Below are 16,281 nucleotides of genomic sequence, written 5' to 3'. Positions count from 1 at the left end.
GGGGGGGCCGGGTGGGGGTTGTGGGCGCCGCCGGCCCACCCCCCCCGACCAAAGTGACGCTTCGGCCGACGGGAGTGACGCTTCAGCCGACGTACCTGACGCTTCGGCACCTGTCGTCGGGAACGTTTGGCCTGCGGTCACGTTCAAGGCTGCCGAAACGTCACTAGCGTCGGCCGAGGTGGCATCGCGTTGACCGCTCGGCCGACCGGTGTGACGCTTCGGCCAACCGGGCTGACGCCTCGGCCAACCGGTCTGACGCCTCGGCCGACGGGGCTGACGCCTCGACCGACGGGGCTGACGCCTCGACGGGGGTCAGCCGACCAGGTGAGGGTCGGGGGCGTTGACGAGGTCGCCGTCGATCCAGACGCTGCGTACGTCGGCGGGGGTGCCGAGGGCGAACATCTTGGCCAGGGCGTCGCCGGCATCCGCGGCGTGGGCGAGGCCTACGTCGAGCGGGGTGCTCGGGGCGGGCTTGATCCACTGGGCGTCGAAGCTGCGGCCGACGGAGAAGTCTCCGACCGAGGCGCCGAGGCCGAGTGCCTCGGCGCCGGCGACCGTGGCCAGGTGGAGGAGGTGGGTGGGGGTCAGGGGGTGGCCGGCCTCGCCGAGGAGCTGCTGGGCGACGTACGCTCCCAGGCCCTCCTTGAGCAGGGAGAACCCGGTGCCGGCGCCGACGTCGGAGCCCATCGCGACGCGTACGCCGTGGGCGCGGTGGCGGGCGAGCGGGAAGAGGCCGCTGCCGAGGGCGGCGTTGCTGGAGGGGCAGTGCGCGACCGCGGCGCCGCGGGCGGCCAACAGGGCGAGCTCGGGGTCGGTGGGGTGCACGTTGTGCGCCAGGACCGTGCCGGGGCCGACCAGACCGTGGCGGTCGTAGGAGGTCACGTAGTCGCAGCCGCAGAGATCCTCGACGGTCTCGATCTCGCGGGTGTTCTCGTTGACGTGGGAGGTCAACATCGCGCCCGGCACCGCGCGCAGCACGTCACCGCACGCCCCGAGCAGCGGCTCGGAGCACGACAGCGAGAACCGCGGCGTCACGGCGTAGCGGGCCCGGCCGACGCCGTGCCAGCGGGCCGCGAGCGCGAGCGACTCCTCCCGTGCTCGAGAAGGATCGGTGAACAGGTCCTTGCGGATGAGCCGGTCGCTGACCACGAGGCCGCTGGTGATCCGCAGCCCGACCCGGGCGGCCTCTGCGAAGACCGTGTCGACGGCCGGAGCGAAGTGGCTGCCGAAGACCAGGGCCGTGGTGGTGCCGGCGCCGACCAGGCCGCGTACGAAATCGGTGGCCACGCCCGCGGCGTAGGCGGTGTCGGCCAAGCGCGCCTCCTCGGGGAGGGCGGTCTGGTCGAGCCAGTCGAGCAGCGGCATCCCGAGGCCGCCGATGACGCGTACCTGCGGAAAGTGCACGTGGGTGTCGACGAATCCGGGCAGCACGAAGCCGCCGGAGAGGTCGACGACCTCCTCCTGGGGGCGCTGTCCGCGCAGGTCGGCGAAGGACCCGCGGGCGCGGATCACGCCGTCGCGCACGAGCAGGGCGCCGTCCTCCTCCGTGCGGAGCTCGCCGCCGGAGAACGGGTCGGAGGGGGTGTCGAGGAAGGTTCCTCGGAAGAGCGTCATCGTGGGGTTCACCTTGGTTGTTGTTCGGTTGATGCGGGCTGACCCGCGAAGAGCTGCAGCAGCCGCGCCGCGACGCTGACCGCGATCGTGGCCGGCTCCTTGCCACCGAGATCCGGGAGGCCGATGGGGGTGGTGATGCGGGCGATCGCCTCGGGGGTGTGCCCCTCGTCGGCGAGCTTGGCCCGGAACCGGCTCCACTTGGCACTCGAGCCGATCAGCCCGATCGACGCCAGCTGCCCGGCGCGGAGAGCCGCGTCGCACAATGCGGCGTCCTCGGCGTGGTCGTGGGTCATGATCAGGACGTGGGTGCCCTCGGGGAGCTCGCCGATAACGAGCTCGGGCAGCACCGGAACCTGGTGGACATGGATGCCGGCGACGGCGTCGTCCAGACCGCGCAGGTGGTCAGACGAGAGTTGGGCGGCGCGGGAGTCGACGAGGTGCAGCTCGAGGTCGTGGCGGGCCAGGATGCGCGCCAGCTCGACCCCCACGTGGCCCATCCCGAAGATGGCCACCGACGGGACCACGGGCAGCGGCTCGAGCAGCAGCTCGACCTCGCCGCCGCAGCACTGCACGCCGTGCTGGTAGGGCGCCTTGTCGGAGAGCGACACCTTCAGGCTCTCCGGCACCCCACGATCCTCGGCGAGCATCGCCCGGGCGCGCTCGATCGCGACCGCCTCGAGGTTGCCGCCGCCGACGGTGGCCCAGGTGCGGTCGGCCGAGACGACCATCTTGGCCCCGGCCTCGCGCGGCGAGTGCCCGCGCACGGAGGTCAGGGTCACGAGTACGCCGGGAACCCGCTGCTCGCGCAGCCGCTCGACGGCCTTCAGCCACTCCATGTGATCACCTCTCCCCGGCCATGGCCGGCTCGGTGCCGGCGTCGCTCGGCTCAGGGGCCCGCGGCGTACGTGCCTTGTCGAGGGCCCAGTAGACGGCCTCCGGGGTCGCGGGGCAGCCGAGCACGACGCTGGTGCCGGCCGGGCCGAACGCGGCGGCCGCCTCGCGCAGCGCCTCGCGGACGGAGAAGGCGAGCATCAGCGGGGGCTCGCCGACGGCCTTGGAGCCGTAGACGGCGCCCTCCTCGTGGGCCTTCTCGAGCAGCGTCACCCGGAAGTCGTCGGGCATCTCGGAGAAGCTCGGCAGCTTGTAGGTGCTCGCCGCCTGCGTCGCCAGCCGGCCACGGTTCGGGCCGTCGGAGGTGTCCCAGCGGAGGTCCTCCAGGGTCAGCCAGCCGGCGCCCTGGACGAAGCCGCCCTCGATCTGGCCGATGTCGATCAGCGGGCTCAGGCTGTCGCCGACGTCGTGGACGATGTCGACGCGCCGCAGCGTGTAGGCACCCGTGAACCCGTCGACCTCGACCTCAGCGGCCGCCACTCCGTTGGCGAAGTACTTGAACGGCTCGCCCTGCATCACGTTGGGATCCCAGTGCAGACCCTCGGTGCGATAGAAACCGGCCGCCCACAGTTGCACTCGCTGGTGGTAGGCCGTGTTGACCAGCTCGTTCCAGCCGATCTCCCCGGAAGCAGGCGAGAGGCCGCGGACGACGCCGTCCTCGATTCGTACGTCGTTCGGGCTGATCCCGAGCACACCTCCGGCCACCTGGGCGAGCCGCTCGCGGATCTGCTCGCAGGCGTTCTTGATGGCGGCGCCGTTGAGGTCGGCGCCGGAGCTGGCCGCGGTCGCCGAGGTGTTGGGCACCTTGTCGGTGCGCGTCGGCGCCAACCGGACCCGGGACAGCGGCAGGCCGAGCGCGGTGGCAGCGACCTGGAGCATCTTGGTGTGCAGGCCCTGGCCCATCTCGGTGCCGCCGTGGTTGATCAGCACCGAGCCGTCCTTGTAGACGTGGACGAGGGCGCCGGCCTGGTTGAACGCGGTCAGGTTGAACGAGATGCCGAACTTCACCGGCGTCATCGCCAGGCCCCGCTTGGTGTGCGGGTGACGGCGGTTGAAGTCGGCGATCTCCGCACGGCGGCGAGCCACCTCTCCGGACGAGGCGACCTGGTCCCAGCAGGCCGCCAGCCGGTCGGCCTGCCGCACCGGCTGGCCATAGGGTGTGGTCTGGTTCTGCTGGTAGAAGTTGCGGCGCCGCAGCTCGAGCGGGTCGATGCCGAGCAGGGGCGCGCACCGGCCGAGCAGGTCCTCCATGACGAGCATGCCCTGGGGGCCGCCGAAGCCGCGGAAGGCGGTCTGCGAGGTCTTGTTGGTGCGCGCGACCCGACCGTCGACACGGATGTTGGGCACCCAGTAGGCGTTGTCGATGTGGCACAGCGCACGGGCCAGCACGGGCTCGGAGAGGTCGAGACTCCAGCCGCCGTCTGCGGTGAGCGTGGCCTCGAGAGCGACGATGTGGCCCTCGTCGTCGAACCCGGCCCGCCAGGTGCTGTGGAAGCCGTGGCGCTTGCCGGACATGGTGATGTCCTGGGTGCGGTTGAGGCGCAGCCGCACCGGCCGGCCGGTCAGCGTGGCACCGAGCGCGGCGATGGCCGCATAGCCGTGCGGCTGCATCTCCTTGCCGCCGAACGCGCCACCCATCCGCAGGCACTGGACGGTGACCTCGTGGCTGGGCACACCGAGCACGTGGCCGACGATCTCCTGGGTCTCGGAGGGGTGCTGGGTGCTGCTGTGCACCAGCACCTGACCGCTCTCGTCGACCAGCGCCAGCGACACGTGGGTCTCGAGGTAGAAGTGCTCCTGACCTGCGAACTCGAACTCGCCCTCGAAGACATGAGCGGCGCTCTCCAGCGCGGTCGCAGCGTCGCCTCGGGAGAGGCTGCGCGGTGTGCCCTGGAAGCTCTCCGCCGCGATCGCCTCCTGCACGGTGACCAGCGAGGGCAGCGGCTCGTAGTCGACCTCGACCGCGGCGGCGCCCAGGCGGGCGGCCTCCTGGGTCTCGCCCAGCACCCAGCACACCGCGTGACCGTGGAACATCACCTCGGTGGGGAAGAGCGGCTCGTCGTGCTTGACGCCGGCGTCGTTGATGCCGGGTACGTCCTCGGCGGTCAGCACGCGCACGACGCCGGGCACCCGGTAGGCGGGGGCGGTGCGGAGCGCGGTGACCATCGCGTGGGCGTGCGGCGCCTGGACCGGCCAGGCGTGCAGCGCGCCGGCGATCCGTCCGACGAGGTCGTCGGTGTAGAGCGCCTCACCGGTCACGTGCAGCGCTGCGCTCTCGTGCGGGAGCGGGATCCCGACGACGGGGTTGTCGGGGCGTTCGGACAGGGCACTCATGCCAGTGCCTCCTCCAGGTCGACAGGACGGTGGGTGTGGAACAGGCGCAGCAGGGACTGGCCCAGCATCGCCGCGCGGTAGGACGCGCTGGCGCGGTGGTCGTCCATCGGGGTGCCCTCGGTCGCGAGGACCGCTGCGGCGCGGCGTACGGACTCCTCGGTCCAGGGCCGCCCGACCAGGGCGTCCTCGGTGGCGACGGCACGCAACGGGGTGGCCGCCACGCCGCCGAGGCCGATCCGGGCGCGGACGACGGCGCCGTCGGCGATCTCCAGCGCGTAGCCGACGGCCACGCTGGAGATGTCGTCGAAGCGTCGCTTGGCGATCTTGTGGAACCCGACGACCGGAGCCAGCGGCAACGGCAGCCGTACGCAGCGGATCAGCTCGTCGGCGGCGCGGACCGTCTCCCGGTAGCCGGTGAAGTAGTCGGCCAGCGGGACGACCCGCTCGCCGCGCGGCGAGGCCAGCACGACCTCGGCGTCTAGCGCGAGCAGCGCCGGCGGGGCATCGCCGATGGGAGAGGCGGTGCCGATGTTGCCGCCGATCGTCGCGCTGTTGCGGATCAGGCGCGAGGCGAACTGCGGGAACAGCTCGGCCAGGAGGGGGACTCGGCCGTTGAGCTTGCGCTCGATCTCGGTCAGGGTGAGGGCCGCGCCGATCTCGACATGGCCGGTCCGGAAGGAGAGCTCGCGCAGCTCGGGCAGCCGGTCGATCGCCACGACCAGGGGCGCGCGACGGCCGCGGATGTTCACCTCGACGCCCCAGTCGGTCGAGCCGGCGACGACCTGGGCCTGCGGCCACTCGGTGATCAGGTCGAGCGCCTCGGTGAGCGTCTCCGGGCGTACGAACTCGGCGCCGTCGACCGCGATCCGGGTCGGACGCGGCTCGGGCGGAGGCTGCTGCTGGCGCGCTGCGAAGGCGTCGTCGGCCTCGGGGGCGCCGAGGGCGTAGGCGGCGTCGCGGATCGGCCGGTAGCCGGTGCAGCGGCACAGGTTGCCGCTCAGCGCGTGCAGGTCGACGCCGTTCGGGCCGTGCTCGTGGTCGCAGGCGTCTCCGTCGGCGGACGGTTCCCGGCTCGGGCGGTAGTACTCCGCGGCGAGGCTGCAGACGAAGCCCGGCGTGCAGTAGCCACACTGCGACCCACCGCGTACGGCGAGCTCCTCCTGGACCGGGTGCAGGTCGTCGCTGGATCCGAGCCCCTCGCTGGTGACGACCTCCTGGCCGTCGAGGGCTGCGATCGGGACGAGGCAGGCGTTGATCGAGGTCCACTCGGTCGGCGAGGTGGTGCCGGGGCGGGCGACCAGGATCGAGCAGGCGCCGCACTCGCCCTCGGCGCAGCCCTCCTTGGCGCCGGTCAGGCCACGGTTGCGCAGCCAGTCGAGGGCGGTGGTGTGGGTGGCGACCCCGGTCAGGGGCACCTGGTCCCCGTTGACCGTGACACAGGGGGCGCTGGGATCGGTCATGGCTGGCTCCGGATCGGGTTGCGGGTGCGGGCGCTGTGGATGGGGTTGGCGTCGCGGAGGAAGTCGTCGAAGCGGTGGCCGGCGATCTTGGCGATCTCGATCAGCGCGGCTGCGTGCTCCTGGCGTTCGCAGTTGCCGAGCCGGGCCCGGCCCTCGGCCAGGATCCGGTCGAGCGAGTCGGAGTCGCGTACGGAGATGACCAGCGGGAAGCCGAAGCGATCGTGGTAGGCGTCGGTGAGCGACGTCAGCGCCTCCTGGTCCGGCTCGGCCAGGTGGGTCAGGCCCTTCGAGGACTGGTCGCGCAGCGACTCCTCTCCGACCAGCCCTTCCGAGACCAGCCGCGAACCGAGCTCGGGGTAGGCCTCGATCAGCTCGCGCTGCTCCTCCACCGAACCGCTGAACAGGGCGTCCTGGAAGGCGCGGCGCAGGGCGTGGGTGTCGGCGAACGGACGCTGCTCCCAGGCCCTCTCCACCATCCACCGCGGTCCCTGGAAGAGACCGTCGAACGTCTCCACGAACTCGGTACGTCCCATCTGGTTGACCTGGTCGAGTCGGACGCCCTCGCCGGGCTGGCCGGCGACGGCCGGCCCGAAGTCGGGGCCGACGTGGTGGAACAGGACGTTGAGCAGGATCGCGGTCAGGCTGCCCAGGGTGATGCCGCTGCCGAAGATGATCTCGGCCCAACCCGGCACGGCCTGGGCGACCTCGGGCTGTGCGGTGACGTACATGGCCAGGCCCACGCTGGTCGCCACGATCACCACGTTGCGGTGGTCGTGGAAGTCGACCTTGCTGAGCGTCTGGAAGCCGACGACCGCGACCGTGGCGAACATGGCCAGCGCGGCGCCGCCGAGGACCGGGTGGGGGATGCCGGCGACGATCGCGCCGACCTTGGGAAGCAGTCCGATGACGACCATGATCAGGCCGGCGGCGGCGACGACCCAGCGGCTCTTGACGCGGGTCAGCCGGACGAGGCCGACGTTCTCGGCGAAGCAGGTGTAGGGGAAGGAGTTGAAGACGCCGCCGACGGTGGTCGCCAGGCCGTCCGCGCGCAGGGCGCGAGCGATGTCGTTGCGGCCGATCCGCTTCTCCACGATCTCCCCGGTGGCGAAGACGTCACCGGTGGTCTCGACGGCGGTGATCAGCATGACGACGATCATCGACACGATCGCCGCCGCGGAGAACTGTGGCCAGCCGAAGTGGAACGGGGTGGTGACCCCGACCCAGTCGGAGCTGGCGACCGCGTCGAAGTGGGCGTCCCCGAGAGCCCACGCGACCAGGGTGCCGACGACGAGACCGACGAGCACGGCGACGGTGGCCATGAAGCCCTTGAAGACGCGCTGGATGACCACGATCAGGGCCAGGGTGCCCAGGGCGTACGCCAGGTTGCGGCCGCTCGTCGGGTCCGAGGTCGGGCCGGCGCCACCGGTCGCGTCCGCGGCCGCGACGGGCAGCAGCGCGATGCCGATGATGGTGATCACCGAGCCGGTCACGACCGGCGGGAAGAACCGGATCAGTCGGCTGAAGTAGGGGGCGATGAAGAAGGTCGCCAGGCCGGCGACGATCACCGCGCCGTAGATCACGAGCAGCCCGTCGGTGCCGCCGCCGGCGGCCAGGCCGATCGCGATCATGGGTGAGACGGCGGTGAAGGTGACGCCCTGCAGCAGCGGGAGACGTACGCCGACCTTCCAGAAGCCGACCGACTGGATGATCGAGGCGATGCCGCAGGTGAACAGGTCGGCGTTGATCAGGTGGATCAGCTCCTGCTGATTCAGCCCGATCGCGTTGGCGAGCAGGATCGGCACGATCACCGCACCGGCATAGAACGCGAGCACGTGCTGGAGGCCGTAGACGGCGAGCTTGCCGGCCGGCAGTACCTCGTCCACGGGGTGGGTGGGGCCGGCACCGACCTTCTTCTGGGGCCGTATCGACCTCAGGACTGCTCTCGCGTTCATCCTCACACCTTTCTCGGGGGCGCCCTGGCGGGCAGGTGAGCTGTGACTAACACCACAGCCTGGTCTCTTCGGTCCCCGAGCGGCACCCGCCGATCATCCGAAGATGGGGCCTGCGTCGATGCGGCCTTTGTGTGAACCTCCAGGATGGCGTGCTGGCTGTTTCGGGGCGGTTTCGGTGGGGTGAAACACCGCTCTGAGCTCGCGTGTAACACGCTGTTCGTAGGACTACCCGGCCGTTGCGAGAGGGCGAGTAGTCCTACGAACGACGTGTTACACGGGGCGGTCGGCGCAGCGCGAGGCTCAGAGCGATCGGAGGGCGAGGAAGACGTCGACGCGGTCCTCCATCGTGGTCAGGTCGCGGCCGGTCAGCTCCTCGACCCGGGAGATCCGGTAGCGCACGCTGTTGACGTGGAGATGGAGCGACTCGGCCGTGCGCGTCCACGATCCGGCGTACGTCAGGAACCGGTCGAGCGTCCGCACCAGATCGCTCCCGGTGCGCTGATCGTGCTCGAGGACGGGGCCGAGGACGCGCTGGGCGTAGGTGCGGCGGATGTCGTCGGGGACGGTGGCGAGCAGCAGTACGTGAGAGGTGACCTCCTCCGAGCTGGACAGCGCGACCGCACCACCGCCGGAGCGGGCGACGCGGTGGGCGAAGCGCGCCTCCTCGAGCGCGCCGGCCAGGGCGTCGAGGCCGCTCTCGCCGCTCAGTCCGACCGACAGCGAGCCGCGGACCAGGGCGGGAGCCAAACGTGACAGCGAGCGTCGCAGCTGGTCGGTGAGGTCCGGGCGGGCGGGGAGGAAGGCCACCGCACAGCCGTCGCGGGCGCTGGCGACGACGGACGGTCCCAGGCCGAGAGCCACGTCCTCGAGCACCGCGGCCACCGCGTCGGGTGGGCCGCCGGGTCCGAGCTCGGCCATGGCGAGGACGAGCGGCCGGTCGGGATCGAGGCCCGACTGGCGCAGGCCGGCGGCGATCTCGGCAGGTGAGGCGCCGGCCTCCAGATGGGCCAGAGTTGCGGCCGCGAGCGGCCGCCGGACACGGAATCCCTCGTCGCGTCGCGAACGGTCCAAGGCGGTGATGGCCCCGAACTCGTGGACCATGTCGAGGTCCTCCCGAGGCCAGGTGGTGTGGTCGCCCTCGACCGCGACGGTCCAGCCGGTGACCCGGTCGGCGAGGCCGGACCCGACGGGGAACAGGGAGAAGCGATGGTCGCCCACCTCGGCCACGGCGGGCAGCATGTCGGCGGTCAGGAAGCGGCGGGTCAGGGCATCGACCGTCTCGGGATCGAGCTCTCCGGGACCGGGCACGACGTGGCGGCCGCTGGCGGTGAGCACCCGGCACGCATGGCCGATCTCGGAGGCCACCCGGGCGGCCAGCTCGTCGAGGCTGCGGCCCGAGGCGATGGCGGAGAGGAGCTGGCGCTGGCGGGCCAGGCTGGCCGACATCCGAGCGCTCTCGCCGGCGGCGCCAGCGGCCGCGACGTACTCGGTGACGTCGGCGAACGCCACGTCGCCGGGCACCTCGACCAGGGCGACCTGGTGGCGGCGGCAGGCCTCGACGAGGTCGTCGGGCACCGCGCCGAGAAGGGCCGCGCCGGCGAGCAGGCAGGTGGCGCCGCCGGCGGCGATCGAGGACACGAACGTCTCGCTGTCCTCAGGGCCGCGGCGCCAGACGAGACCGGTGAGCACGAGCTCGCCGCCGTTCAGGTAGCGGCCCGGCTCGAGCAGGTCGATCGTGATCGTGCGCCCGACCGGCCGCTCCAGCGAGCCCTCGGGTGCATGCAGCAGTCGCAGGCCCAGGCTGGGCGTCTCCAACAGTTCTGCCAATAGCACGGTGCCTCCACGGTCCGCCGGTCCGAAGCCGCGTCTTGGAGGAACGTACAACGCCCGCGTACGTGCGTGCGAGGCCCGTTGTCGTTTCTTCACCAGTTTGCAGCCTGCGCCCCGGCCGGGGTTGACGTGACTCCGCTCACATCCTTATATTTCGAATGTCAGAAAGCAAATTCCGCAATACGGAAGGAATGGTGAGGATGTCCCACCAGCTCCGCTACGAGGTGAACTGCTCGATCCTGTTCACCGAGCTCCCGCTGCTCGAGCGCCCAGCGGCGGTGAAGGCCGCCGGCTTCGACGCGGTGGAGTTCTGGTGGCCGTTCGCCGAGGCGGTGCCGTCCGACAGGGACGTGGACGCCTTCGTCGCCGCCGTGCAGGACGCCGGGGTCCAGCTGGTCGGCCTCAACTTCTTCGCCGGCGACATGCCTGCCGGTGACCGCGGCCTGGTCTCCTGGCCGGCCCGGTCGGCGGAGTTCCGCGACAACATCGACGCCACCGTCGGCATCGGCGAGCGGCTCGGCTGCACCGCGTTCAACGCGCTCTACGGCAACCGGGTCGAGGGGGCCACCCCCGAGGCGCAGGACGAGCTCGGCGCCGAGAACCTCGCCCTGGCCGCCCGGTCCGCAGCCCGCATCGGCGGCACGGTGCTGGTCGAGCCGGTCAGCGGCGCCGACCGCTACCCGCTGCTCACCGCCGCCGACGCGGTGGCCGCGATCGACCGCGCCGGCGAGCCCAACATCGGCCTCCTCGCCGACCTCTACCACCTCGCCGTGAACGGCGACGACGTCGACGCGGTGGTCGCTGCGTACCCCGCCCGCATCGCCCACGTCCAGATCGCCGACGCCCCGGGTCGCAACGAGCCCGGGACCGGTGACCTTCCGCTCGAGCGGCAGCTCGCCGCCCTCGAGGCGGCCGGCTACGCCGGCTGGGTCGGGCTGGAGTACAAGCCCGCCACGACCTCCGCCGACAGCTTCGACTGGCTGCCGCGCGACCGGCGCCGCGCCGCCACCACGACTCGCTGACCACGCCCTGACCACCCCGCAGGAGAGATCATCATGACCAACATCGCTTTCATCGGCCTCGGCATCATGGGCAGCCCGATGGCCGTCCACCTGGCCGAGGCGGGCCACACCGTCGCCGGCTACGACCACTCCGTCGAGCGGGCGAAGCCCCTGGTCGATGCGGGCGGCCGCGCCGCCGAGTCCACCGCCGACGCCTGCCGCGACGCCGAGGTCGTCTGTGTCATGGTGCCGGACTCGCCCCACGTCGAGGAGGTCCTCGCCGCCGAGGGCGGGGTGTTCGAGAGTGCCCCGGCCGGTGCGCTGATCATCGACTTCTCCAGCATCCGGCCCGACGTGACCGCGGCCCTCGCAGAGCAGGCCACCGCCCACGGCTTCCGCATCCTCGACGCCCCGGTCTCCGGTGGCGAGGCCGGCGCGAAGAACGCGGCCCTCTCGATCATGGTCGGCGGCTCGGCCGACGACTTCGCCACCGCGAAGCCGCTCTTCGACGCCGTCGGCAAGACCATCGTCCACGTCGGCCCGAGCGGCGCCGGCCAGACCGTCAAGGCGGCCAACCAGCTCATCGTCGCCGCCAACATCCAAGCGCTCTCGGAGGCGGTCGTCTTCCTCGAGGCGTACGGCGTGGACATCAAGGCCGCCCTCGAGGTGCTCGGTGGTGGGCTCGCCGGCTCGGCGGTGCTCAACCAGAAGAAGGAGAACATGCTGACCCGCTCCTTCCGGCCCGGCTTCCGCATCGACCTGCACCACAAGGACATGGGGATCGTCACCGCCGCCGCCCGCGAGGCCGGCGTCGTGGTCCCGCTCGGCTCTCTGGTCGCCCAGCTGATGGCGAGCGCGCGGGCCAACGGCGACGGCGGCCTGGACCACTCCGCCCTGCTGCGGGGCGTCGAGCGGCTGAGCGGCTCCGCCACGAAGGGGGAGAGCTGAGATGGTACGCATGCGCGCGGTCGACGCCGCCGTCCTGATCCTGGAGAAGGAGGGCGCGACGCAGCTGTTCGGCCTCCCGGGTGCCGCGATCAACCCGTTCTACAGCGCGATGCGTGCGCACGGTGGTCTCGACCACGTGCTCGCCCGTCACGTCGAGGCGGCGTCTCACATGGCCGAGGGCTACACCCGGGCGAAGGTCGGCAACATCGGCGTCTGCATCGGCACCTCCGGCCCTGCCGGCACCGACATGATCACCGGTCTCTACTCGGCCTCCGCAGACTCGATCCCGATCCTGTGCATCACCGGTCAGGCGCCGGTCGCGAAGCTCCACAAGGAGGACTTCCAGGCCGTCGACATCGCCGCCATCGTCGGCCCGCTCACCAAGATGGCGGTCACCGTGATGGAGCCCGCCCAGGTCCCGGGCACCTTCCAGAAGGCGTTCCGGCTCATGCGCGAAGGACGTCCCGGCCCGGTCCTGATCGACCTGCCGCTCGACGTCCAGCAGGCCGAGATCGACTTCGACATCGAGACGTACGAGCCCTTGCCGATCGCCAAGCCGGCGGCCAGCCGTGCTCAGGCGGAGAAGGCACTGACGATGATGCTGGCCTCCGAGCGCCCGCTGATCGTCGCGGGTGGTGGCGTGATCAACGCCGACGCCGCCGACCTGCTGGTCGAGCTCGCCGAGGTCACCGGGGTCCCGGTCGTCCCGACGCTGATGGGCTGGGGCACGATCCCCGACGACCACCGCCTCAACGCGGGCATGGTCGGCCTCCAGACCTCGCACCGCTACGGCAACGCGACCATGCTGGCCAGCGACTTCGTCCTCGGCATCGGCAACCGCTGGGCCAACCGCCACACCGGGTCGGTCGAGACCTACACCCGGGGACGTACGTTCGTGCACATCGACATCGAGCCGACCCAGATCGGCCGGGTCTTCGCACCGGACTACTCGATCGTCTCCGACGCCCGTGCGGCGCTGGAGGTGCTCGTCGAGGTCGCGCGCGCCTGGGCGGATGCCGGGCGGATCCCGGACCGTACCGCCTGGGCCGAGGAGTGCGCCGAGCGCAAGCGGACGCTGCACCGCAAGACCCACTTCGACAACGTCCCGATCAAGCCGCAGCGGGTCTACGAGGAGATGAACCGCGCCTTCGGCGCCAACACCCGGTACGTCACCACGATCGGTCTCTCCCAGATCCAGGCCGCGCAGCTGCTGCACGTCTACCAGCCGCGTCACTGGATCAACGCTGGTCAGGCCGGTCCGCTCGGCTGGACCCTGCCTGCCGCGCTGGGGGTCGCGACCGCCTGTCCCGACGGTCAGGTCGTCGCGCTGTCGGGCGACTACGACTTCCAGTTCCTGATCGAGGAGCTGGCGGTCGGCGCGCAGTTCAACATCCCCTACATCCACGTCGTCGTGAACAACTCCTACCTCGGCCTGATCCGCCAGGCCCAGCGCGGGTTCGAGATGGACTACTGCGTCCAGCTCGCCTTCGACAACGTCAACAGCCCCGAGGTCGACGGGTACGGCGTCGACCACCTCAAGGTCGCCGAGGGACTCGGCTGCAAGGCGATCCGGGTGACCGACCCGTCCGACCTCGGTGCGGCCTTCGAGAAGGCCAAGGCACTGATGGCGGAGTACCGCGTGCCGGTGCTCGTCGAGGTCATCCTCGAGCGGGTCACCAACGTCTCGATGGGCGTCGAGATCGACGGCGTCGTCGAGTTCGAGGAGCTGGCCGAGCGTGGTGAGCACGCCCCGACCGCGCTCGTCCCCCTGGACTGAGGACGCGTTCACGTGGTTCGCGTGCTCGTCGCCTCCGACAAGTTCAAGGGATCGCTCACCGCTGCCGAGGTCGCGGCGGCGGTGAGCGTGGGGATGCGCCGGGGGCGTCCCGACGTGGTCGTCGACGCGATCCCGGTCGCCGACGGCGGCGACGGCACCCTGGCGGCGGCCGAGTCCGCCGGGTTCACCCTGGTGCCGGTCACCGTGACCGGGCCGACCGGGAAGCCGGTCGGGACCGCGTACGCCCGGCGTGACGACACCGCCGTCGTCGAGCTCGCTGACGCGGCCGGGCTGGCCCGGCTGCCGGGTGCGCCGGACCCGTTGGGCGCCTCCAGCCTCGGGGCCGGCCAGGTCATGGCGGCCGCGATCGACGCGGGCTGTCGACGCGTGGTGCTCGGGATCGGCGGCAGCGCCAGCACCGACGGGGGTGCGGGTCTGCTTCGTGGGCTCGGTGCCCGGCTGCTCACCGCGTCCGGGGATCCGGTCGGGGAAGGCGGAGCGGCCCTCGAGCGGGTGACCCGGCTCGAGCTCGATGACCTCCGCCGCCGGGTCGAGGGGATCGAGATCACCGTCGCCTGCGACGTCGACAACCCCCTCACCGGACCCCGCGGCGCGGCCGCGGTCTACGGGCCGCAGAAGGGCGCCGATCCCGACCAGGTGCCGCGCCTCGACGCCGCGCTCGACCATTGGGCCTCCGTCGTCGCAGAGGCGACGGGTGCCGATCTCCGGGACCATCCTGGTGCCGGTGCTGCCGGGGGTGTGGGGTTTGCCGCCGTCGCGCTCCTCGGTGCCGAGCTCCGCTCGGGGATCGACCTCGTGCTCGAGCTGGTCGGCTTCGCCTCCGGGCTGGACGGCGCGGCTCTCGTCGTCACCGGCGAGGGGGCGCTCGACGAGCAGACCCTGCACGGCAAGGCCCCGGCCGGCGTCGCCGCCACGGCCGCCCGCGCCGGCGTCCCGGTCGTGGCGGTCTGCGGGGTCAACCACCTGGACCACGACCGGCTGCGGGCGGCCGGGATCAACGCTGCGTACGCGTTGACGGACATCGAACCCGACCACCAGCGCTGCCTGACCGACGCAGCGGCCCTGCTCGAGCAGATCGCCGAGCGGATCGCCGCCGACCATCTGATCAAGGAGGACGCATGAACGAGCGGCGGGATGCTCACCGAGGTAACTCGGTGAGCGGTCACCTCCTTCGTGGAGTTCCGCGAGGGGAGTGCATCGAGACCGAGGTGACTCGGTCAGCATCCGAGGAGGACGCATGAGACTGCTCAGTGTGGGACCGGCGGGCGAGGAGCGCACGGCTGCCCTCGACGACCAGGACATTCTGCGCGACCTGTCGGCTGTGGTGCCGGCGATCGACGGCAGTCTGCTCGGCGACCCGGTGCGCCTCGCGTCGGTGCGGGAGGCAATCGCGTCGGGCCGACTTCCGAGGGTCCCCGACGGCACCCGGATCGGACCGCCCGTGGCGAGGCCCGGCAAGGTCGTCGGGGTCGGACTCAACTACGAGGACCACGCCGAGGAGGCCGGAGCAGCGATCCCGGAGGAGCCGGTGGTCTTCCTGAAGCCGTCGACGTCGATCGTGGGGCCTCACGACGAGATCGAGCTGCCACCGGGGTCGACGATGACCGACTACGAGGTCGAGCTGGGCGTGGTGGTCGGGCGCAGGCTCTCCCGATGCCGCGACCCCCGGCAGGCGCTCGCCGCGGTCGGCGGCTACCTCACCGCCGACGACGTCAGCGAACGAGCCCGGATCGCGGCCGGGCCGACCTGGGCGAAGGGCAAGTGCGCCGACACCTTCACCCCGATCGGCCCGTGGCTGGTCACCTCCGACGCCGTGGGCGACCCGCAGGCACTGACCCTGGAGCTGTGGGTCGACGGCGAGCGGCGACAGCACGGGACGACCGCTCGGATGGCCTACGGCGTCGGCGAGCTCCTCGCCTTCCTCAGTACGCTGATGACACTCGAACCCGGCGACCTGGTGCTGACCGGGACGCCTGGCGGGGTCGCAGCGTTGCGGCCCGAGCCCCGGCCCTTCCTGCGGGAGGGGCACGTGGTGGAGGCCGAGGTGGCCGGCCTCGGCCGCCAGCGTACGCGGGTGGTGGCGGTCGAAGCGGCAGTCGATGAGGCGGAGGTGAGGGTGTGAGTCGAGATCTCGATCTCGTCATCCGGGCAGCGCGGATGGTGACCCCGGACGGCGAGAGGTCAGGCGCGGTCGGAGTGCGTGACGGGAAGATCGTCGCCGTCGACGCGGGCGACCTGACGGCGGCCCGCGTGGTCGAGCTCGCCGACGACGAGGTGCTGATGCCTGGCGTCGTCGACGCCCACGTGCACGTCAACGACCCCGGCCGGACCGAGTGGGAGGGCTTCGCCTCCGCGACCCGGGCAGCAGCCGCGGGTGGGGTCACCACCTGCGGTGACGCCGAGGGGATCGATGTCGAGGTCGTACAGCGGCCACGGGTGAAGGGGTTCCAGCC

12 protein-coding genes are annotated in these 16,281 nt (G+C 71.7%); 6 read left to right on the top strand and 6 right to left on the bottom strand.

Annotated features, from left to right (window positions below; all coding sequences use genetic code 11):
• Positions 1 to 312 precede the first annotated feature (312 nt).
• The 6 genes from ACFVJS_RS04595 to ACFVJS_RS04570 form a co-directional block, all read right to left on the bottom strand.
• Positions 313 to 1,614 carry a guanine deaminase gene (locus ACFVJS_RS04595; RefSeq protein ID WP_378877760.1) on the bottom strand — a complete coding sequence of 434 codons (1,302 nt, stop codon included), beginning with the start codon at positions 1,612 to 1,614 and terminating at the stop codon, positions 313 to 315.
• A gap of 8 nt (positions 1,615 to 1,622) precedes the next feature.
• Complete coding sequence (gene xdhC, locus ACFVJS_RS04590; protein WP_378877759.1) at positions 1,623 to 2,450, bottom strand: xanthine dehydrogenase accessory protein XdhC; 828 nt, start codon at positions 2,448 to 2,450, stop codon at positions 1,623 to 1,625.
• Positions 2,451 to 2,454: 4 nt separating this feature from the next.
• Positions 2,455 to 4,839: a xanthine dehydrogenase molybdopterin binding subunit gene (gene xdhB / locus ACFVJS_RS04585; protein ID WP_378877758.1), complete on the bottom strand. Its 2,385-nt coding sequence runs from the start codon at positions 4,837 to 4,839 to the stop codon at positions 2,455 to 2,457.
• Positions 4,836 to 6,299 (bottom strand): xanthine dehydrogenase small subunit, encoded by a 1,464-nt coding sequence (locus ACFVJS_RS04580; protein WP_378877757.1) that lies wholly within the window; start codon positions 6,297 to 6,299, stop codon positions 4,836 to 4,838. The genes xdhB and ACFVJS_RS04580 overlap by 4 nt, the downstream gene beginning before the upstream one ends.
• Positions 6,296 to 8,251 carry a 2-oxo-4-hydroxy-4-carboxy-5-ureidoimidazoline decarboxylase gene (uraD, locus tag ACFVJS_RS04575; protein WP_378877756.1) on the bottom strand — a complete coding sequence of 652 codons (1,956 nt, stop codon included), beginning with the start codon at positions 8,249 to 8,251 and terminating at the stop codon, positions 6,296 to 6,298. The genes ACFVJS_RS04580 and uraD overlap by 4 nt, the downstream gene beginning before the upstream one ends.
• Before the next feature lie 300 nt (positions 8,252 to 8,551).
• A complete protein-coding gene (locus tag ACFVJS_RS04570; RefSeq protein ID WP_378877755.1) occupies positions 8,552 to 10,084 on the bottom strand; it encodes a PucR family transcriptional regulator in 1,533 nt (510 codons plus the stop codon).
• A 197-nt stretch (positions 10,085 to 10,281) separates the two neighbouring features.
• Here ACFVJS_RS04570 and ACFVJS_RS04565 point away from each other — a divergent pair, with 197 nt between their 5' ends.
• The 6 genes from ACFVJS_RS04565 to ACFVJS_RS04540 all read left to right on the top strand — a co-directional run.
• Positions 10,282 to 11,103, top strand: coding sequence for a hydroxypyruvate isomerase family protein (locus tag ACFVJS_RS04565; RefSeq protein WP_378877754.1), 822 nt, complete (start codon positions 10,282 to 10,284; stop codon positions 11,101 to 11,103).
• Between the two features lie 33 nt (positions 11,104 to 11,136).
• Entirely contained in the window at positions 11,137 to 12,030 is an 894-nt protein-coding gene (locus ACFVJS_RS04560; protein ID WP_378877753.1) for a 2-hydroxy-3-oxopropionate reductase, read from the top strand.
• 1 nt (position 12,031) lies between these two features.
• Positions 12,032 to 13,807 (top strand): glyoxylate carboligase, encoded by a 1,776-nt coding sequence (gene gcl, locus ACFVJS_RS04555; RefSeq protein ID WP_378877752.1) that lies wholly within the window; start codon positions 12,032 to 12,034, stop codon positions 13,805 to 13,807.
• A 12-nt stretch (positions 13,808 to 13,819) separates the two neighbouring features.
• Positions 13,820 to 14,950: a glycerate kinase gene (locus ACFVJS_RS04550; protein ID WP_378877751.1), complete on the top strand. Its 1,131-nt coding sequence runs from the start codon at positions 13,820 to 13,822 to the stop codon at positions 14,948 to 14,950.
• A 115-nt stretch (positions 14,951 to 15,065) separates the two neighbouring features.
• Positions 15,066 to 15,950: a fumarylacetoacetate hydrolase family protein gene (locus tag ACFVJS_RS04545; protein WP_378877750.1), complete on the top strand. Its 885-nt coding sequence runs from the start codon at positions 15,066 to 15,068 to the stop codon at positions 15,948 to 15,950.
• The coding region (locus ACFVJS_RS04540) for an amidohydrolase family protein (RefSeq protein ID WP_378877749.1) at positions 15,947 to 16,281 on the top strand (335 nt) is incomplete at its 3' end. The genes ACFVJS_RS04545 and ACFVJS_RS04540, both read left to right, overlap by 4 nt.

Origin of the sequence: Nocardioides sp. NPDC057772 (assembly GCF_042798075.1) — a bacterium.
In the GTDB taxonomy this organism is placed as follows: Bacteria; Actinomycetota; Actinomycetes; order Propionibacteriales; family Nocardioidaceae; genus Nocardioides.
Note: the sequence above shows the minus strand (reverse complement) of the source record. Positions and strands in the feature narration are given on the sequence as shown.

Coding starts and splice junctions, on each gene's coding strand:
- ACFVJS_RS04595 (WP_378877760.1), bottom strand. CDS start 1,614: ATGACGCTCTTCCGAGGAACCTTCCTCGACACCCCCTCCGACCCGTTC.
- xdhC (WP_378877759.1), bottom strand. CDS start 2,450: ATGGAGTGGCTGAAGGCCGTCGAGCGGCTGCGCGAGCAGCGGGTTCCC.
- xdhB (WP_378877758.1), bottom strand. CDS start 4,839: ATGAGTGCCCTGTCCGAACGCCCCGACAACCCCGTCGTCGGGATCCCG.
- ACFVJS_RS04580 (WP_378877757.1), bottom strand. CDS start 6,299: ATGACCGATCCCAGCGCCCCCTGTGTCACGGTCAACGGGGACCAGGTG.
- uraD (WP_378877756.1), bottom strand. CDS start 8,251: ATGAACGCGAGAGCAGTCCTGAGGTCGATACGGCCCCAGAAGAAGGTC.
- ACFVJS_RS04565 (WP_378877754.1), top strand. CDS start 10,282: ATGTCCCACCAGCTCCGCTACGAGGTGAACTGCTCGATCCTGTTCACC.
- ACFVJS_RS04560 (WP_378877753.1), top strand. CDS start 11,137: ATGACCAACATCGCTTTCATCGGCCTCGGCATCATGGGCAGCCCGATG.
- gcl (WP_378877752.1), top strand. CDS start 12,032: ATGGTACGCATGCGCGCGGTCGACGCCGCCGTCCTGATCCTGGAGAAG.
- ACFVJS_RS04545 (WP_378877750.1), top strand. CDS start 15,066: ATGAGACTGCTCAGTGTGGGACCGGCGGGCGAGGAGCGCACGGCTGCC.